Annotated in this window: 17 protein-coding genes; 9 read left to right on the top strand and 8 right to left on the bottom strand. The window is 59.0% G+C overall.

Annotation, left to right across the window (positions count from 1 at the left end; all coding sequences use genetic code 11):
- Window positions 1–94: 94 nt before the first annotated feature.
- From E0D86_RS14895 to E0D86_RS14915, 5 genes are all read right to left on the bottom strand, one after another.
- Complete coding sequence (locus E0D86_RS14895; protein WP_131650819.1) at window positions 95–1,666, bottom strand: hypothetical protein; 1,572 nt, start codon at window positions 1,664–1,666, stop codon at window positions 95–97.
- 48 nt (window positions 1,667–1,714) lie between these two features.
- The gene (locus tag E0D86_RS14900; protein WP_131650820.1) at window positions 1,715–1,870 is read right to left on the bottom strand and encodes a hypothetical protein; all 156 of its coding nucleotides are present in this window, start codon (window positions 1,868–1,870) and stop codon (window positions 1,715–1,717) included.
- Window positions 1,871–2,004: 134 nt separating this feature from the next.
- The gene (locus E0D86_RS14905) at window positions 2,005–4,155 is read right to left on the bottom strand and encodes an NERD domain-containing protein (RefSeq protein WP_256681232.1); all 2,151 of its coding nucleotides are present in this window, start codon (window positions 4,153–4,155) and stop codon (window positions 2,005–2,007) included.
- 100 nt (window positions 4,156–4,255) lie between these two features.
- Window positions 4,256–4,954 (bottom strand): inovirus Gp2 family protein, encoded by a 699-nt coding sequence (locus E0D86_RS14910; RefSeq protein ID WP_131650821.1) that lies wholly within the window; start codon window positions 4,952–4,954, stop codon window positions 4,256–4,258.
- Between the two features lie 495 nt (window positions 4,955–5,449).
- On the bottom strand, window positions 5,450–5,680 hold the full coding sequence (locus tag E0D86_RS14915) for an AlpA family transcriptional regulator (RefSeq protein ID WP_131650822.1): 231 nt from the start codon (window positions 5,678–5,680) through the stop codon (window positions 5,450–5,452).
- A gap of 436 nt (window positions 5,681–6,116) precedes the next feature.
- On the opposite strand from E0D86_RS14915, the gene E0D86_RS14920 reads away from it, so the two are divergent.
- Entirely contained in the window at window positions 6,117–6,941 is an 825-nt protein-coding gene (locus tag E0D86_RS14920) for a hypothetical protein (protein ID WP_131650823.1), read from the top strand.
- Window positions 6,942–7,398: 457 nt separating this feature from the next.
- Here E0D86_RS14920 and E0D86_RS14925 read toward each other — a convergent pair whose 3' ends face one another.
- The gene (locus E0D86_RS14925; RefSeq protein ID WP_131650824.1) at window positions 7,399–8,307 is read right to left on the bottom strand and encodes a LysR family transcriptional regulator; all 909 of its coding nucleotides are present in this window, start codon (window positions 8,305–8,307) and stop codon (window positions 7,399–7,401) included.
- 88 nt (window positions 8,308–8,395) lie between these two features.
- On the opposite strand from E0D86_RS14925, the gene E0D86_RS14930 reads away from it, so the two are divergent.
- Entirely contained in the window at window positions 8,396–9,529 is a 1,134-nt protein-coding gene (locus tag E0D86_RS14930) for an SRPBCC family protein (RefSeq protein WP_131650825.1), read from the top strand.
- Window positions 9,530–9,651: 122 nt separating this feature from the next.
- Here the strand turns inward: E0D86_RS14930 and E0D86_RS14935 are convergent, their stop codons facing one another.
- A complete protein-coding gene (locus E0D86_RS14935; RefSeq protein WP_256681233.1) occupies window positions 9,652–12,225 on the bottom strand; it encodes a mechanosensitive ion channel family protein in 2,574 nt (857 codons plus the stop codon).
- Window positions 12,226–12,561: 336 nt separating this feature from the next.
- Here E0D86_RS14935 and E0D86_RS14940 point away from each other — a divergent pair, with 336 nt between their 5' ends.
- The 3 genes from E0D86_RS14940 to E0D86_RS14950 all read left to right on the top strand — a co-directional run bounded on the left by E0D86_RS14940 (window position 12,562) and on the right by E0D86_RS14950 (window position 14,306).
- Window positions 12,562–13,569: a TerC family protein gene (locus tag E0D86_RS14940; RefSeq protein WP_131650826.1), complete on the top strand. Its 1,008-nt coding sequence runs from the start codon at window positions 12,562–12,564 to the stop codon at window positions 13,567–13,569.
- A gap of 50 nt (window positions 13,570–13,619) precedes the next feature.
- Window positions 13,620–13,919 (top strand): hypothetical protein, encoded by a 300-nt coding sequence (locus E0D86_RS14945; protein WP_131650827.1) that lies wholly within the window; start codon window positions 13,620–13,622, stop codon window positions 13,917–13,919.
- A 174-nt stretch (window positions 13,920–14,093) separates the two neighbouring features.
- Complete coding sequence (locus tag E0D86_RS14950; RefSeq protein ID WP_131650957.1) at window positions 14,094–14,306, top strand: hypothetical protein; 213 nt, start codon at window positions 14,094–14,096, stop codon at window positions 14,304–14,306.
- 12 nt (window positions 14,307–14,318) lie between these two features.
- On the opposite strand, the gene mdtD is transcribed toward E0D86_RS14950, so the two are convergent.
- A complete protein-coding gene (gene mdtD / locus E0D86_RS14955; protein WP_131650828.1) occupies window positions 14,319–15,728 on the bottom strand; it encodes a multidrug transporter subunit MdtD in 1,410 nt (469 codons plus the stop codon).
- Window positions 15,729–16,039: 311 nt separating this feature from the next.
- Here mdtD and E0D86_RS14960 point away from each other — a divergent pair, with 311 nt between their 5' ends.
- The 4 genes from E0D86_RS14960 (at window position 16,040) to E0D86_RS14975 (ending at window position 19,227) form a co-directional block, all read left to right on the top strand.
- Window positions 16,040–16,573, top strand: coding sequence for an iron transporter (locus E0D86_RS14960; RefSeq protein ID WP_131650829.1), 534 nt, complete (start codon window positions 16,040–16,042; stop codon window positions 16,571–16,573).
- Between the two features lie 14 nt (window positions 16,574–16,587).
- Window positions 16,588–16,920: a cupredoxin domain-containing protein gene (locus E0D86_RS14965; RefSeq protein WP_131650830.1), complete on the top strand. Its 333-nt coding sequence runs from the start codon at window positions 16,588–16,590 to the stop codon at window positions 16,918–16,920.
- Between the two features lie 76 nt (window positions 16,921–16,996).
- Window positions 16,997–17,854, top strand: a complete 858-nt coding sequence (locus E0D86_RS14970) for an FTR1 family protein (protein WP_131650831.1) — start codon at window positions 16,997–16,999, stop codon at window positions 17,852–17,854.
- A complete protein-coding gene (locus tag E0D86_RS14975) occupies window positions 17,851–19,227 on the top strand; it encodes a 4Fe-4S binding protein (protein WP_131650832.1) in 1,377 nt (458 codons plus the stop codon). Before E0D86_RS14970 ends, E0D86_RS14975 begins: the two co-directional genes overlap by 4 nt.
- Window positions 19,228–19,578: the final 351 nt, after the last annotated feature.

Genomic DNA, 19,578 nt, shown 5'->3' on the forward strand with positions numbered 1-19,578 from the left:
CTAGGACGATACCACTGCTGCCGAGTCAGTCTGGCCATCCGCCAAGCGCGTGAAGCGACGACGCCCACAGGCATGATCGGCGCATCCACCCCCGCTACATTTGATGGTCATACCGCGCCATTTTCAGCATGAAGTAGACGTAATCAAGTTTCTCCTCGGTCGGTTCATCATCACGCAGCCAGCGCACCTTAATGCCCAGGTACTGCGCCCACTCAATGCCTTTCTTGAAGCCGCGTCGGTCATCATTTTTTGCAGCGATCTCGACGAATTGGTTCACCAATTTGTATTGGTTTTTGCCTGCCCGGTACTTGGCATTTTCAAAGGCCGCCTGGAAATGCGGCATTGCAGCCTCGAACTCTTCCTTACGGTAGTGGTAGACCCCGCGTAACCAGGGCACCATCCAGCACAGCTGCTCATCCAGTCCGTAAGCCGTTATCTGAGCGGCATACGTGTCGATCTGATGCAGCTGGGTTGCTGGGTCACTCTTGAGCTCAAAGCCTCCGTACAGTAGCTCCCCAAAGCCATAGGGAGTGGGAAATTCTGAGTGTCGCTGTGTCAGGTCAAGGTGGGAGCAAACGGCAAAAAGGCCGTACTTACTCTTGAGTGCAGCGAGCACATCGTCTCGTAGTGGCGCTCCCGGACGAGCGTCCTTGAGCCGCTGCACAGTGTCGGCGACAGCGGCCAATTTGTGGTCGAAGAATGCCCAGTAGTGGCTGCAAGCGTTAAGCCACAAACGCTGGGCCGATTCAGCGGATTCTTGCCGCTGCATCACCGGCGCAAGTTCCGCCTTGAACTCGTTGACGTCATCGGCGATCCACAGGGCGTACTCGCGATATTGTTGGCAAACATCGGCGAGGTACTGATGATCGTAGGCGTCAGTAATTTCCCTCGCGAGGTAGCTCGACACCCGAGCGACCATCAATGCGACGAGAATGCTGGCCTGAAGCTCTTGGGGTATCTCTCGACCGCCTTGCGCCAGCGCGGCGAAGGATTCTTCGAAATTTTTAAACAGGGCAGGAAGCGCCGGGAGCCTCGGGCCTCGCGTCCACTTGATGGCGTTGTCGAGGTTCTGCTGAAGCGTGTTGTTGTCGCTTCGCGGGTTCTTGCCTGGGTAGTGGAACTGCGTCTGCGAGAGATTACAGCGTGCATAGACCCAACGCATGACCTTTTCCAGAGGCATTACCAGGCTGCCATCTTCAGCGACTGAAGGCAGGTACCAGAATGTGTCTTCCGGCGTGTCGAGCGCCAGGTCTGCAATTCTGTGTTTGAGCATGCTCTGATTCAGCGAAACGACCAGCAAAGGGATTGCGTTGGTCGAGATGAAGTACCGGAGGGTTTCTGCCTTGCTGAGGTAGGTGCCTTCTTCCCGAACCAGCCGGCTGTAGAGATCCAGCAGATCGTCGAGCGGATCCCCCATGGCACTCATTATCTGAATGCTGGGCAAATACGCTGTCAGGATGCTGCTGAGCGTTTGAATCACCTGCCCGAAATTCGGGAGCAGGCCGCCTTCTTCTTTGGCCAGTCTCGCCAACTGCTTTTGAATGGCTTTCTTCTGCGTCTCGTCGATGTCGTCATGGCTGGCTTCCTTGCGGGGAAGCACGCCGAATGCATCGTAAGCCAGCTTGACCAGCTCGCCCTGGGTGGCAAAGCAAGTATCTCTACTCATCTGAAATCCTTGATACCCCCGGCCTGTGACAACCGGGGGAGCGCGATCCTAGCGCTGGTTGGGGTTGAGTTGTTTACCGCGATTGCCATGAGCGTGGGCATTAGTCGGGTTGGTGCCCGACGTGCCACGATTATTGTTCAGCGCATCCGAACGATGATTGTGTTGCTGACGCTGCTGGCCGGTGGTGCTAGGTTGCTTGGACATGATTGTCTCCTGCTGGGTGATTAGGAAGTCGCATCCTAGCCACCCGGTTTAACGCAGTATCTGGGCTTTTTGGAGACGAACTTTTAAAAGCGCTGCTGCACCACAGATATGCGAAGCTATTGCCCGCCGAGCATCTAGCAGATGCCCTGCCACAGCTCTCCCGACTCAACAACGGTGACAAATTGGCCAGCAGTAAAACCGTCAGTAAAAAACGAACCTCGGCCTACCTCGTCAACCTGATCTATGGGCCGGAGGAGCTGCTTCTCATCACGCAGAATGACCTCCAGCGCCTCACGGGATACCACCCTGAAGCCATCGACTGAATGGCCATCGAGCTCAATGGACGTGTCGATGATCCAGGCGTGCAGATCCGCTTCAGGCTTCTTGCCGCGATAGCCCAATCTGGCGCGTAGGTCTTGATCAGTCATCAGCGCACTGAGTACCGCCACCTGCTTGCGGCGTAACTGCCAGGCTGCCTTACGTAATATGTTGGTGCGATGCAGCCAAACCTCATGCCTGGTCGAGCGGATATAGCCTGACTTGACCTCAAGCAGCAGTAGCACACCATCCTGATGGCAGATCAGATCCACTTCGCCGGCATCGTCCTCTTCGGTCGCCAGTGGCCGATAACCCACCACAACGGCAAAGCCTCGTTGCCGAAGACTCTCGGCCAGTGCGAGTTCTACGCGCTGGGTTTCAGTCTGCATGTCAGCCCGACGGGCATTTACCCGCCGAAGGTTATTAATGGCCGCCGTCAGGTTGTTCTGCTGCGCGCCAACCCAAGGGAACTGAAAGCTATAGCGTCCGATTTTGTAGAAGGGCTGCTCGTACAGGCGCGGCGCAGGCATACGGGGTAGCTGCTTCAATTGCTGGGATAGAGATTTGAAGTCGCTGGTCCAAAACGTAAGGATGGCCTTGGCTGAATCTGCGCTGCCTTTCGGGTGTTCGTCGCAAACAGTCCAGCCTGTGATCTTGCGGATCTTTTCTTGCTCTTCGGAGCAGGTCAGTGGGAACCGGTTTTCCCCGGCAAGCAGGCCATTCATGGCCAAACGCCCTAGCGCCTGGGCAAGCACACCCGATTCTCGCAGATGACTCTGGAATGGCTGGATAAACTCTTTCTGAAAGAAAACCGAGGTCAGCTCGCTTGCCAGCAGCAAGTGATGTAGCTGCACTTGGGAACCATCATTGAGCGAGACGCGATCATCCAAGCCGTAAATCTGCTGCAACTGCAGCTGACTGCGAACCGCCTTGATAAAGGCCAGCTGGTTTAGCTCATGATTCTCAGGTGATCCGATGATTTGTTCAGCCATACCGGAGAGGGCGAATTCGTGCACGGCACGATTCATCCAGTAGTGCCAAAGCAAATCACTCTTACGCCCGGTGCGTTGCCACCGCTCTGTTCCCGCCTCCGACTGATTATAGATAACCGACTCGCCCGGCTTTAGCTGGTAACGGCACTCCGGATCGAAGCAGAACCAGTCTATCGAAGCCTCGTAATCGATCCGCTCTTGGGTTGCTGCAATCAGAACAGCCAGCCATTCGAGGTTTTCACGACATCTGGCTGCATCCGTGGCGGACGACTCAGGAAAAATAATCGGCGACAAATGCCGCTTCAACGACTGCCCGAGCCGGGACTCGGTCAGGCGAAAGTCCTCTTCCGGGCAAGTCTGGAGTTTCCTCAAGATGATGCGGCTGTATACCTTCCACTGCTGACCGGAAGGATCATCGGAACCGTCTTCAGAAAACGTCTGATAGGCCAGCACACTGAGGTAGGAAAAAAGCTCCAGCAGCGATAAGTGCTCAAGCTGCTTATCAGAGCGGGCTATCAGCTCATCAAAAGGCTTCAGCTGATCCAGTAAACGGTCGCAGACACCGAAGAAGACACGCCACTCATCCCCGTCGAGAGCCGCACTGAGCGCAAGCCAAAGCGGCGACTCTGTACGCTCAAACAGCTTCGAGTAACGGATTGCCCACCGGAGGGTGTCTGGATTGTGGCTAGCGATGTGCAGCAGTAGATCAGCACTGACTGCATTATCGAAATGCAGCACCCGGCTAAGGGCAAGGCTGGCGAGTTCGGATTGAGCAACCGCATCCGCATCAAGCCAAAACAATGCCGACGCCAAACCTTGCGCACGCTCAAGTGCTGACAGGTTCTTACCCGCCGGGCGCTGGTCGAGGAAATGATGCAAGCTTTCATCAAGAGCACGGCCCTTGCTGAGTTCTGGCTGATTCCGTTCATATACCGACTGATAATGCTGTCGGCAGCGCTCTCCTTTTTCCGTCACTCCAAAGCGCCCTCATCATCCGTAGATTCCTGGCCTGAGCCTAAACCATCGGCTGGCCAGGATTCCACAAGCACGGTGTTAGAGCGCAGTCACTAGTCAATTAGCCATTGCTGGTGCCGAATGATCGCTGACGATCCCCGTAGGACTTCGTAGCAACCTTGCACAGATAGCTGGCTCGGTAGAACAGCTCGTGCAGCTCATCGACCTCATCACGACGGATCTCACGATCGATTCGGTATTCAGCATCCTTCGGGATATGCACAAGTCCTCTCACCTGGTCGACCGATAGCCGTAGCGCGCCTGCCCAAGAGTCCTCTAAGCGGCTGATCATATTCACCCGATCTGAACCCAGACGCCCAATTGTGTAATAGGCATCGCGGTTCAACATGATCAACAGGTGATAGTGCTGCCGGCCTCCCTGACCGACCTCCCGGGACCAGACGTACCGTACTTTGCAGCCACGCGAATAGCCACGCTCAGCCACCCGCTCCTGGTGGTACTGGATCTTCTTCGTAAACGATTCGAAGAATCGGCTGATGACCTGGTTCGTATAGGCGTAGTCGGGCAGCTCGACACCCTGAGGCAAACGGAGATCCACTCTGAAGGCCAAGAGCCTCGGATATTCAGCCAAAGCCAGCTCGATGGTGTGCTTGAGATCGGACAGGTACTCACGAATGAAAGGCCCCTTGTCACGCATCAAGCGGAAGCCCTCAAAGGTGTTGTCGTAGTGCAGATGTAGATTGGTATTGGCAGGATGACGGAGCAGGTAGCGCTGGGTGGTATCGGTATCGTTGAGCATGGTTATGACCTCTCGTTGGTTGAGTTTCATAACCTGTGTCAGCTGTGTACTTTTTAACCGTTACCTTTCCTCGACCGACACTTGGTTGACCTATCCGCATGCGTTGTACTGCTAGCCACTTCAAGTGGTAGCTCAGTACCCGACTCCTTGTGCATGGGATCTGGTCAGTGATGCTTGCCACTGCTGGGTTAGGTGGGAACCCTTCGGGTAGTAATAGCTAGTAAAAGCATACTACCCACACCGCAGCTGACCGCTCCGACTGGCTCGGAAAATCCACCCCGATCACCAAGCCACAGCGACAGTTTTTGCTGAAACCGTATTCCGGAAAAAAACCAGATCGAAAGCCCATGGTGGACCGATGCCTAGCCAGAGTCTGCCGGATCGATGCGGAGCAACATCGATCCGGCTTCCTGGCGAGTGCCGAGCAGCCTGAAGAAGCCAGCCGGCATAAGCGCCATGACCAACCGTAGCCAGTCATGGCGCAGATACTCAGATCTAACTGGCCACACTCAGATGGCCGGTGGAGCGCGTCGCAGCACCCTCTGCCAGGTCACGCTCCTCGATCCTAGCCAAGATCCAGTCGTGCACCTCGCTGTCGACCCAACCGACGCAACGGTCGCCCAGTGAAACCGGTTTCGGAAAGGTGCCCTCCCCGATGTGCTTGTAGATGGTCGACCGCGCCAAACCGGTCGAATCGATGACCTCTTTCAAACGGATGATTCGCATGAGCAGGCTCCTCTGTATGTGGCTCAGAGGATCTGCAGAGGCAATTAGAAAAAACCTGGCTACCCCATCCAGGACGGAACGCATCGGCGATTCACCTTGGCCTATGCCAGCACCTTGAGCTTCCCAAAATTGCGTTTGGCCTTATTGCAGTGGCAGCTCCGACTACATGGCCATTGACCACTGCCAAGGGTCCGCAGCCAGTTCGTGTAGGTACCTATTGAAACTTAAGGTTGCCGCGACTAATGAAGGGGCTCCGGGCAACGGTTAGTGCCTGGATGGCATGGCGCCCCGTAAAAAGGCCATAAACCCCTTGAAAACAGGGAAGCAGGCATAATTTTCAACATCTAGAAAATCGCCTACAAAACATCTATAAAGCAAAATAGATATTCGCTTCAATCCGTCTATAATTCATCCATAAATACTCTTGGAGATTGAAATGGGCAGAGTAGAAACGGAACTCATTCGCACCATGAAGATGACCGTGAGGGAGATCGCCTGGCTATGGCATGCACTGGCTAATGATGGAGTTGAATTTGACGAGTGCCAGCTCAATAGCCATGTCATGCGCAAGCAGATATCTGAGCACCTCACCCCAAAGCTCGTAGCGGCCCTTGAGCACGCCAAAGACACTCAGTTTCTAGCCGACTATGACTTTCGATGGGTTGCGAAGGATGGGCGACAGCCGGCCTGGCTAGTACGGAAAACTCTGCAAGCTATAGGTGAAAGACAACTCCCACAGCCACTCGCGACATTGCCGATCCGGCAGCAAGTGATTGCAGTCTTTGATCTCTGGAACGCCCGCTTAAGCGACAAGAAAACGGCTGTGAGCGACCTTGAATATGCGTGGCGTGAGCACCTACAGCACGACAAGCTCTTCACTTGGTTCAAGGGAGAGGACGAGGAATCAAAATGCTCAATGGCTTGGGACTGGATGGAGAAGCACCAGCCTCAACTAACCCGCAGCGCTCCCCCTTTCACAAGTCATAGTGAGCTACTGGATTTTTTTGACCGCTGTGATGCGACCCTAGGCGAAAGGGAGCTTTACGTTGCCAAAATCAAGCGGTGGTGGGGCACCCGAAAGACGCGCGAGAACTCGCCCAACAAGAAGCAGTACAACTTTGTACTCGCCAACGATGTCAACACCGCCCTCGACAGACTTGCTCAAGGGCATAAGCTTTCTAGGACGAAAATCCTTGAGCGGCTCATTCTCAACGAAGCCGAGACCGGCCTGCACCTCGGACAGGTTCTCCGGAAGCTTTAGATCGAATGACGGTATTCCAAACGGTATTCCAAAGCGAAAGCTAATCGAAAATTTTTAAATAAAATCATGCACTTAAGTTAACTGTTCAGATTACCCCGGCCCACCACTTCAAGCACAAAGCCCCGTACTCCGGGGCTTTGTGCTGTCTGGACCTGCCGTTTCGGCGGGTGTGACATCAAGTAGTCACATCCAAGTGGGGCATCAACAGATGCCTAGGATGAAACTCGCCCCTACCTACCTCACCCAGAACCGTCACAGAATCTTTTACTACCGCATGGTGTTCCCGCCTCGCTGCGCCCGCTAGTCAAAGCACATGCTGATGACGGTGTACGCTCGATGGATAGATTCCAATCGCCCAGGGAGCTGAGCGAGCTGGGAAGGCGTAAAGCCTATTCAGAATACGCCCCGAGATATTGGCAGCCTGACCCCGTTGCCAGCCGCCGCCGTGCATACGTTCTTATCGGGCCTTCACTACGGAGACAATCTGCTCGCGCAACCACTTCAGCCCGACGGCTGCGTTTTGCTGCTTGTGCCAGATCAAGTTCACCTGGACCGGCGCCATGGCTATAGGAAGAGAGAGAATTTGGAGGGAGTACTGTTGGGCGAAATGCTCGGCGAGTGGTCTGGGCACGGTTCCGAGCAGGTGGGAGCGAGAAACAATCGAGGGAATCGCCAAATAGTGCGGTACGAGCAGCTGCACCTTCCGCTGCACTTTTGCAGAGCCCAGAACGATCTCCAATGGCGACCCACGCCCGGCGCGTGGATGAACCGAGACGTGATGGCAATTCTGGTACTGCTCCATTGTCAGCCGCCCTTTGAGCTCGGGGTGATTCGCACAGGCAATGACCGCAAGTTCTTCTTCACGCAGCGGCTGGTAATGCAGATCGTCATCGTCGAAGTGCAGATAGTCGATGGCCAGATCCAGTTCGCCGGTCCCCAGGTGCTTTACAAGGGTGTCTGCATTATCTGACTGCACGGAGAGCACCAGTCGTGGCGCCGTTGCCTGCAATTTCGCCAGAACGTCCGGTAGAAACACGGCCTGCGCGTAATCGTTCATAGATACCCGAAACAGCAGGTCGCTCTCGGCATCGATCGCTTCCTGTGGACCCAGTCCGATGCGCAGCAGATGCAATGCTTGGCGCACCGGCCCATAGAGGGTATGCGCATGCGGGGTAGGTACCATCCCCCGTGAGGTACGTTGGAACAAGGGCTCGCCCAACTGCTCGCGTAAGCGGGCCAAGGCGTTGCTGACCGTCGACTGGCTCAAGTGCAAGCGCACAGCGGCTCGCGACAGGTTTTGTTCCTGCATCAGCGCATCGAAGATCAACAACAGATTCAAGTCAATCTGTCGCAAATTCGTAATCATGAATAAAGGACTTTCTTAATATCCATTAGGAAAATATTGCTCCACGCCCTATCGTCCGGTCAATTTTCAGACTGGATGGGGCAAAGACATGCAGTTCGATACGACCAGCTTTCGCGCGCGGTATCGCGCCAGCATCAAGCCCCGCTACAACGCCTGGCTGCATGGTGGATTTGTTTTTCTGTTCGGCGCGTTTTGCATTGGTTTTCTCTGGAGCCGTGCCGAGAACGTACAACCGTGGGAATGGCTGGCGGTGCCGCTAGCGCTGATCCTCCAGAACTGGGGCGAGTACATGATTCACCAGCACCTGGGCCACTTCAAACGCCGCTTTAGCAAGATGTTCTACCAGCGGCATACCGGCGACCATCACAGCTTCTTCGCTTATGGGCAGATGAGCTACGAGCGCGTCCAGGATTGGCGGGTCATTTTTTTCCCGGCGTGGCTGATCATCATCTTCGCGGCGGTGAATTTGGCGAGCTATTGGGCGCTGAGCCATTGGAATACCAACATTGCGGCCCTGTTCAGCGGAACGCTATTGCTCGGTTACCTCGCCTACGAAATTCTCCATGCCTGCGAACATCTGCCGGAACAGCATCCCATCTCGAAGTTGCCATGGGTGCGCCAGATGCGTCGGCTGCACGAGTTGCACCACGCCCGTGACCTGATGCACAGGTTCAACTTCAATGTTGTGTTCCCGCTCTGGGACTGGATTTACGGGACGATGTACTGGGAAAACGACGGCCATATCGAAGATCGCAAGAAGATGATCTCGGTGCAGCACCACATCGACATCTGCCGGTCGCCGGAGCAGGTGCTGGGCTATCTCAGCACTCCAACGCGCTGGCACGAATGGCATCACTATCCGGTGGAGATAAAAGGCTCTGCCGGCCCACTGCCTGCCGGCGCCGAGTTTGAGTACACGGGCGGCTGCGCGGGGTACCTGCTCTGGAATGTCATCGAATACGTGCCAGGGCATCGTTGGCAGGCACGCGCGCGCGGTAAATACGGCCTGGTGATGTTCGTGACTTATGAGTGCGAACCGATGGGGACGATGACCCGGTTCACGCGCACACTGGAATATCGCTTCTCCCACCTGATCGGGCGCCTGGCCAACCACTTCCTCCTGCACAAGCGGATCGAGAAGGATTCGGCGGACCTACTGGGTAATCTCAGCTCCGTGGCCGAGAAAGTGATTCCTGCGTCTTCGCCGCCTCCGACCCGCTAGCATGCTGCTCTGGTTCGCGCCAGGCCGCCCTTGGCTGCCCGGCCCCGCGCTTGCTGGGTGGATTGCCACATCGGCCTCCACCGGCAATGCCGCAGCCAGACCCTAGTGCCTACGAATGAAAACTAGGCGGTCGGCTCCTGCGCCATCATGAAGCGCTCGCGCGGATCGGCGATCTGAATGCCCAGCTCGCGGAAGTGCTCGAAGATGCGCCGGTTGAACTCGCGTTGAACGCCCCAGCGCCCCTTGTCGATACAGCGCATCTGCCCAGCCAGCGTCACCATCGAGCCATCCACCGAATCGACGCCCCATACGGCCAGATCGTCGATGATCAGGTCGGCGAACGCCGGGTCAGCACGCAACTCAGCGCCGATCCTCTTCAGCTCGGCGATCGCCTGGTCGATGTCGGTGTCGTAGCCAACACTGATCCGTACCGCAGCATTGCCAATGCCGCGGTTGGTGTTGTTGACCGTGGACACCGAGCTGAACGGGACGATGTGCAACGAACCGTCGCCCGCGCGCAACCGCACGGTGCGGATCGACAGATTTTCTACCGTGCCGGAGACGCCCGCGACGGTCACCCAGTCGCCCACCTGCATGGCATTTTCCATCAGTAGGAAAATGCCAGTGATAAAGTCCTGGACCAACTTCTGCGAGCCGAAACCCAGGGCGACGCCGATGATGCTCGCGCCCGCCAGCAGAGGCGTCGTATTGATGCCAACCTCGCTAAGAGCGGTCAGGCCGACGACCAGCAAAATTACTATCATCAACCCCGTACGCAGCATCGGCAGTAGCGTGCGCAGCCTCGCGGCCCGCATCAGCTCCCCGCTTTCGCTCCAGCGGGTGATACGCCGCTCGAGCACGGCATTGGTCAGTTGCCAGACCACCAATGCCAGGATCACCGCAATCGCGATGGTCATCACGGCGCCGGCCAGGCTGCGGCCGATGGTTCCCGCTGCGAACCAGCTGATCGCATCGAAGCCCCAGGCCTGAAAGAGCGCGACCAGTACACAGACGGCGATCAACGCCGACATGAGCCAGCGCACCAGCGGATACAGCTGCTCGACCAACCGGCTGCGCACGCCATCTGATGTTTGCGCAGTATCGGTATCACCATCTTGGTCACCGACGAATGCCCGCTCCAGCGCACCGAGCGCCAGTACCGCGGCCAGGCGGCCGAGCACCACGATGCCACCGGTCAACCCGATGAACTCGATCAGCTTCGGAAACCCGTTCTCAACGCCGAGAGCCCAGACGACCCACAGGCCCATCACAAACGCGGCGGCGGCGATGGCCCAGACCTGCGCGGCCCAATGGCGGAGCAGCACGAGCGGCCCGCTGCTGCCCGCTTTGGGCGCGATGGCGTCGCGCACCGGCCGCCGCAGCTTGAAGATGAGCATGACGATCATCAAATGGGCGAGCAGCGAGATGAATTTCAGGATAGCGGCGCGCCCTGCCGCACCGCTGCCGAGATGCTGCAACGCATCCGCCAGCGCGATACCGAAAGCCGCCAGCGCCACGAAGTACAGCGCCCAGCTGTTCAGCAGCCGCGACGTCTCGCCGCTTACCCTGAAAACCCGCAGGCCATAGCCCGTCGGCGATATCAGCAGGCGCACCACCGCCATGGTGAAGCGGGTGAAGAGGTAAGCGAGAACGAACCCGCCGGTGACTTCGCGGGTCCGCTCGTCGAGGCTGGGGTAAAGATGCGCGACCAGCGCGGCAACGCAGAAAAAAAAGACCAGCGGCAACAGATCCAGCAGAAAGATGCCAAGCGCGAACGGCAAGTGCCGCAGAGCACCGCGATGGTCGCCAAAGCTGCTGTTATGCCGACCCTTGGGTTCTGCCGCAGCGGGTTTCGACTCTTCGCTTTCACCGGCTATCGCCGGCCCCGCGTCAGCGGTCCCCGCAACTTTCTGCTCGGAACCGCCTAGAGGAATGGCCTCAACCCTTTCGACTCCGTCTCGAATGGTTTGCATCAGTGCGACGCCAGACTGCTCAGGCTGGGTAGCGGCCGCTGCGGCGGCACGCTCGGCGTCCATCTGCTCGGGCTGCTGCCGAACACGTAGAGAAGGCTCAGCCGCCCCGGCAGCGCTCGCACGCACCTCGATCTCCCGCGCGTGCTCTTGCAAGGCCATGCTGGGTCTACGCAGTAAACGTCGCATGCCCCACTCGACAAGCAAACCGAGGGAAAACACCACCGTCAGGGCGATCAGCGCATCGACAAACAATGCCCGGCCCGCCTGGGATCTGAAAATCGAATCGAACCACGCGGGCAGTTCCAGCAGAGCATCCCTAACCTGCCCCACCTGCTGACCAAGGCCATCGGCCCAACGCGAGACCTGCCCCAGCATCTGCGCTATCAGACCGCCCTCCTCCAAAGGCGTTATCACCGGCTCCGGCTCTGGTTCAGCCGCTACCGGCGCCTCGGCCGGCGCCGCGTCACCATCGGCATCGGCACCGGTCCCATCTACTGCCGCAACCACGGTTTGGTCGTTCGCAATGACTCTGAGCGTCGCCAGAACATCGGCGCGCCGCCCCTCATCCTGGAGCACCTCGGCCGCACGCCGTGCATCCTGAGAAGAGACCTCGTCGGACAGAAACGACGGATCACTCTGCGCCTGCGCCTGCATCGGCGCAGCCAACTGCAGCAGAGCGGCAATGAGCGGAACACTAAGAAATCTTGAACGTGAGCTATGCATGAGTCGAATGGGACCTTGGGGTAGGCTGAAGCGGGACTGGCGTTCCAGACAGGAACTGGATCGATAAGCCCAGTGACCGCTTCGCATTGGGCATCTAGGGAGGCACTGAGTTTCAAGCAATGCGTACATCCCTCCGTTCAGCGTAGTCACGGTGCGTAAGCGGCTGAAACAGCAACAGCTCCAGTGCCTGTCAGGATGAAATACCTTGCAATGAGTGATTGCTTGAGCGGCACACGGCGCCTGCTAGATTAGCGCCGCGACGCCGGGCCCCTCTGACAGCTACCCAGCTGCCATGTCGGAGTTGCAGTTTGTACAACTTCGACTTAGGAGGGGCTCATGAGCACCCTAGAACCGTTCTTCATGGCCGAGTTCCTCGGCACTGCCACCTGGTTGTGGCTCGTCTTCATCACCATTGTCATCAGCCTGCTGGTCTTCGACCTCGGGGTGCTTCACCGTGAGCATCGCGAGATCGGCGTCCGGGAAAGCCTGTTGTTGTCCGCCGGCTACATCACGGCCGGCCTGCTCTTCGGCCTTTGGGTCTGGCAGGTCAAGGGCGGCGACGCCGGTATGGATTTCTACACCGGCTTTCTGATCGAGAAGTCGTTGTCCATGGACAACGTGTTTCTCATGGCGATGATCTTCAGCTTCCTGGCCATCCCGCGTAAGTACCAGCACGAGGTGCTGTTCTGGGGCATTCTCGGCGTGATCGTGCTGCGCGCCATCATGATCGGCCTCGGCGCCGCGCTGATACACGAGTTCAGCTGGATTCTCTATGTATTTGGCGTCTTCCTGCTGCTGACCGGTGTGAAGATGCTGTTCAGCAAGGTCGATGACCATCCGGATCTGTCCGAAAACACGTTGGTGAAATTCTTGCGTCGGCACATGCGCGTCACGGACGGTCTGCATGAGGGGCGTTTCTTCGTGCGCCAGCCGGATGCCAGCGGCCGCATGGTCGTCTGGGCCACACCGCTGTTCCTGGCGCTGGTGCTGATCGAGTGTGCCGACCTGGTGTTCGCGGTGGACAGCGTGCCGGCGATCTTCGCCATCACCCAGGACCCGTTTATCGTCTACACCTCGAACATCTTCGCGATCCTTGGCCTGCGTGCGCTGTACTTCGCCCTGGCGGCGATGATTCATCGCTTCGCCTACCTCAAGTACGCCCTGGCTCTGGTGCTGGTGTTCATCGGCTGCAAGATCTTCCTGGTCGGCATCATTGGCAAGACTCCGCCGGCGATTTCCCTGAGCGTTACGGTCGGCCTGCTGGTCGGTGGCGTGCTGCTGTCGCTGTGGAAGACCCGCAACGACCCGCCTCTCGCCGATACCGAAACGAACCGCCATTCATAACTCTACCGCCCCCGGCTTGTCGGGGCTTTCATCACCGTTGGAGATAACACATGAAACCAGCATCCATTGCTTCCCTGACGCTAGTGGCCTTGATCGGCTCAATCTTGGCCGGCTGCGAGGTCGCCGAGGAATCGGCGCAGAAGATCACGGAGAAGGCCGAGCAGGCCGTGCAGGAACTGGCGCGCGAGGCTGTCAGCGATACCGTCAATGCGTTCAACGAGCAGATCGATCAGGTGCAGAAGTCGGCCAATGAGCTGCTCGGCCAGCCCGAAGAAGAAACATCGAACGACAAGCCCGAGCGCGAAGCCGAGGCGCCGCCGGCCTGGTCCGGCGAGGGCGTCGAGACATGAGTTCGTTCAATGGCTCTGGCTGCTCATCCGCAAGGCAGTGACACATCAACCGTTCAGCGGATGACAACAGGAAGGCGATGAGTGGGCGCTGTGGTGAAGCCGTTAGCTGTCAGAATGACATCACCGCTGCAATGGCGCAGCCACTGTCCCGAATCGAGCGCGAGCCTGTTGATCATGTCTGCTGAAAAACTCTATACGATCGTCCTGGAACACAGCCTGGAGGTTCTTCTCGAGGCCGCCACGATGGCTCAGGTCGAAGCGTTCTGGGATGCCAATGACACCCGTTACTTCGGCCTGCGCATGGAGGACGAAGATAGCCACCACGCGCGCGTGATCGTGACGAACGAGATGCCGGAAGAAGAGGAAGCTGATCTGTGCATCGGTTGATCTGACGCTCGGTCATTCGTCATCGATGAGTCGGGCGGCCATAACCCGCCTGCTGTCGAGCTGAGAGAACAGCGATGCAGCCAGCATCGACATCGCACCGATACATAGAAAAGTCAGGTGGAATGCGCGAAGCACGGCCTCGCCATCGGCTCCGGGCACGGTAAAGCCGCCCAGCAGCGCACCCGCCGAAGCGACACCCAGGCTCATCGACAACTGCACCACCACTGATAGCAAGCTATTGCCGCTGCTGGCGTTCTGGTTGCTCAGCCCTACCAGGGTCACGGTGTTCATGGCGGTGAACTGCATGGAATTGACCATGCCGATCAAACTCAGGTGCAGCAATAGAAGCACCATCGGAGTGTGCGCATCGATCGTCGCCAGGCTGGCGATCAGCGAGCCCAGCAGCAGCGTGTTGCCGATCAGGATGCGGCGATAACCGAAACGGTCTATCAACGGTTTGGCCAAGGGCTTGATGAACATGGCGCCGAGCGCCAATGGAATCATGAGCATGCCCGCCTGCGCCGGCGAATAGCCCAGCGCCACCTGCAGCAGCAATGGCAGCAGGAACGGCAATGCGCCGCTTCCCAGACGCGCGAACAGGTTGCCGAAAATGCCCACGGCAAAGCTGCGGACGCGGAACAACGCCGGGCTGAACAACGGCTTGTCGACATGTCCGGCACGCAGCCAATAAGCCGTCAGGCAGGCTGCGCCGATCACGATGAGCAGCAGGACGCGTGCATGCGGCATGTGCATGTCGCCAAGCCCTTCGAGCGCGATGGTGATCAGCACCATCGCGCTACCAAAAAGCAGGAAACCGAAGCTGTCGAAGCGTATTCGCTCGGCGCTCTTCAGATCGGGCATGAAGCGAAACGCGGCCATGCAGCCGATCAGGCCGACCGGCAGGTTGATCAGGAAGATCCAGTGCCAGGACGCGTATTCCACCAGCCAGCCGCCGAGAGTCGGGCCGATCAGCGGACCGACCATGCCCGGCAACGCGATGAAGGTCATCACGCGCACGAACTCGCTGCGCGGATAGGCACGCAACACCACCAAACGCCCCACCGGCAGCATCAACGCGCCGCCCATGCCCTGTATCACCCGCGAGATCACCAGCTGGTTGAAGCTGGTGGACATCGCGCAGAGCAGCGAGCCAAGCGTGAACAACAGGATCGCCGAGAAAAATATCCGCCGAGTGCCGAAGCGATCCGCCAACCAGCCCGACGCCGGTATCAACAGTGCCACGGTGAGCATGTAAGCGATAACCACGCCTTGCATGCGCAGCGGGTCCTCGGCGAGGTCGCGCGCCATGGCCGGCAATGCGGTGTTGAGGATGGTGCCGTCGAGGGTCTGCATGAAAAACGCGATAGCGACCAGCCAAGGCAGTACACGGGCGGTTCGGGCGTCCAGCACAACGGTTTGCATAGGCTCCCCTGATTCGAAAAGCACATGGTAGGCCGCAGCTCAGAGAACAGGCAGAAATTTCCGAGCACGGGGGTCAGCCGGTCTTCGCAATGCCTTCAACGATCGGCCGCAAGGGGTGTGACAACTCAACGCAGCGGGATGCTGCCAGCGCAGGTCAGCCGCGCGCTTGAGCCATCACGGCGGGATAACTATGACCGCACCGCGCTATACGTAACAAAGTATTTCCTTCAGAATTGACGCGAATCATTATCGTTAAGCCTTGCAGCTGCGAGTCTTGCTTCGTCATTCATAACGCTCCTCACGGAGGCTACATGCGTATTCCCGTTACCCTCGCCATCGCATCACTGATGCTGACGCCCCTCGCCCAAGCCAAGGAATACCCCATCGGTGAGCCGCAGCAATGCGGCGGCATGGAAGTCGGCGCGGTGTACCTGCAACCGGTGGAAATGGAGCCGGCCGGCATGATGCGCGCCACCGCCGAATCCGACGTCCATCTGGAAGCCGACATTGCCGCCACCGAAGACAACCGCAACGGCTGGCAGGAAGGCAGCTTCGTGCCCTACCTGAACATCAAATATTCGCTGAGCAAGAAAGGCTCGGACGAGAAGATCGAAGGCGACTTCCACCCGATGGTGGCCAACGACGGCCCGCATTACGGTGACAACGTCAAGCTGATGGGGCCCGGCAAGTACCAACTGACCTTCTCCATCCTGCCGCCGGGCGGTGGTCACACCATGTTCGGTCGCCACGTCGACAAGGAAACCGGCGTCGCGCCCTGGTTCGAACGCTGCGAGCTGAACTACGAGTTCACCTACGCCGGTATCGGCAAGAAAGGCGGCTATTGAGCCGGAGGCCAGCCATGCGACGCGTCCTGTTGCACCTGCTGCCCCTGTTCGTCGTCGGCTTTGCCGGCGGCGCCCACGCCGGCCTGCCCACCTACGAGCTGACCATCCGCGACGGCCATTTCGAGCCGGCAACCCTCGAGGTGCCGGCCCGGCAGCGCTTCAAGATCATCATCAACAACGCCGGCAGCGGCCCGACCGAATTCGAAAGCACGCCACTACGGGTGGAAAAGGTCCTCTCGGCCGGCGTCACCTCGTTCGTCGTAATTCACCCTCTGAAACCGGGCCGTTACCCCTTCTTCGACGAGTTCCACATGGATCTTCCCGAAGGGGAAATCATCGCCAAGTAGTCCCTGTGGTCTGCACGGCTGAGGTCTCGATAGCAAAACCGAGCCCGCCCTCAGGCCACCCAACAGGAGAAGCGCCATGGGCCAATCCATGTTCATCGTCTGGCGCGAAAGCGTCGAGGCCCTGCTGGTCATCGGCATTCTGCATGCTTGGCTGAGCCAGCAACCGGATAATCGCCATGCGTTGCGCATGCTCTGGGGTGGCGTGGCTGCCGGGCTGGGCCTGGCGACGCTGCTGGCCTGGGGCATTCTCAGGGCCGGCGACTGGCTGGCCGGTCCGGCGGGCGAATGGTTCCAGTGCGCCATGCTGATGGCGGCCAGCCTACTGATCCTGCAGATGGTCGGCTGGATGCACCATCACGGACGCGACCTCAAGCGCAGCCTGATCGAAGGCGCCAGCGCGCACCTGAGCCAGGGCAGCGGTATCGGCCTACTGGTGCTGGCGATGCTCGCTGTCGCCCGCGAAGGTAGCGAGACGGTGGTGTTCCTCTATGGCATCGGCCATCAGCAGCAAGGCACGGATCTGATGGGCTTCGTCATCGGCGGCGTGCTCGGCTTCATCCTCGCGCTGCTCAGCTACGCCGCGCTGCAAGCCGGCAGTCGGCTGTTTTCCTGGAAGCATTTCTTCAAAGTCAGCGAAGCCCTGTTGCTGCTGCTGGGTGCGGCCCTGCTCATGGCCGGGCTCGACCGTTTCAGCGGCCAGTTGATGGGCATGGATATACCGGAAGTGTTCTACAGCGTCTTTGGCGATCCGCTCTGGGACACCTCCGCCCTGCTCGATGACGGCGGCACCCTAGGCAGCACCGTCGCGGGGCTGACTGGCTACCGCGCCATGCCGTCACTGGCGGCCGTGGTGCTGATGGGGTTGTACTGGCTGGCCGTCTGGGCCTGGTTGCGACCGAAACCGGAGGCTCGTCTGGAGGCCCGCACCGCATGATCACCAACGCTCCATGGCTGGCGCGCATCGGCGATCTGCTGCGCCAGCATGCCAAGGCCATCCGCCTGATCCAATGGCTGGTGGTCGGCTTTTATCTGGTCCTGCTGCTGGTGCCTGCCGCTCTTTCGCTGCCGCCTTCCGAGGCGCGCATGCTCGACAACATCACGGTGTTCGCCCAGTTCCTGTTCTGGGGACTGTGGTGGCCCTTCGTGCTGCTGTCGATGGTGCTTTTCGGCCGCCTCTGGTGCGGCGTGCTCTGCCCGGAAGGCTCGCTCAGCGAATGGATCAGCTGGCGCGGACTGAACAAGGGCACGCCACGCTGGATACGCTGGAGCGGCTGGCCAACCGTCGCGTTCATTCTGACCACCGTCTACGGCCAGCTGATCAGCGTGTATGACTATGGCCGGGCCGCGGCGCTGATTCTCGGCGGTTCGACCGTGGCGGCGATGCTGGTTGGCTACCTTTATGGAAGAGGCAAGCGAATCTGGTGCAAGCATCTATGCCCGGTAAGCGGTGTGTTCAACTTGCTGGCGCGTCTCGCACCGGTCCACTACAAAGTGGACGAGGAGCGCTGGCAGGCCAATCAGGGGCCGAAACTGGCCACGCCCAACTGCGCCCCACTGATCGACATTCGTCGCATGCAGGGCAACAGCGACTGTCATGCCTGCGGTCGTTGCAGCGGTCAGCGTGGCGCGGTCGCCCTGGCCGCCCGTTCACCTAATCAGGAAATCCTTATCGTCGGTAACCAGGCGCAACACGGTCATTGGGACAGCACATTGCTGCTCTTCGGCATGATTGGCCTGGCCATGGGTGCCTTCCAGTGGACGGTCAGCCCCTGGTTCATCACGCTGAAGCAGACCGCCGCCGAATGGCTGATCGATCGCGACATCTTCTGGCCGCTCGAAGCCAACGCACCCTGGTGGCTGCTGACGCACTACCCGCAGGCCAATGATGCCTTCAGCTGGCTCGACGGCGCGGCGATCCTGACCTACATCGGCGCCAGTTCGCTGCTGATCGGCGGTGCGCTCTGGTTGCTGCTGCGCGGCGCGGTACGCCTGATGAACCGGGGCGACAACCTGTTCCACCATCTGGCGCTGACATTGACGCCCCTGGGCGGCGCCGGACTGTTTCTCGGCCTCTCGGCGACGACCATCAAGCTGCTGCGCTATGAAGGTTTCATCCTCGCCTGGGCGCAGCCAACCCGCGCATTGCTTCTGGCCGGTGCCATCGCTTGGAGCCTGTATTTGGCCTGGCAGGTCATCAGCCGTCACGGCGCCAACGGCCTGCGCCGCCTGACCGCCTTTGCCTGCGTGAGCCTGGGCACCGCGGTCGTCGGCTATGGCTGGTATCTACAGTTTTGGGGCTGGAACTGAGCTCGGCGCGGGCCTGTGCGCCCTGGCATAGAAGGGTGGGCTGAAACGGAACGCCGCCCGGCCCACCCTACTTCGCGGCTACGTGCTCACCTGTAGGGTGGGCTTCAGCCCACCGATGCCACAACGGTCCGATCTCCTGCTCACCTTCGCAAAACGAAGGACATGGAAGATCGCGGTAACGGGTGGGTTCGTCATTTCTGGTCAGCCAAAACGAACTGGCCTTCTCCAAGGAAGCCGGCGAGCAGTTCTACCTGCATGGTGTGTTCAGTTTAAGAGAGGCCACGCCTGTGTATGCTCAGCGGCGATATGAGCCAGCACGTTCGTCTGAAGCTGACGAACTATCGGGCGAGT

It is taken from the genome of Pseudomonas sp. IC_126, from assembly GCF_004331835.1.
Taxonomy (GTDB): Bacteria; Pseudomonadota; Gammaproteobacteria; order Pseudomonadales; family Pseudomonadaceae; genus Stutzerimonas.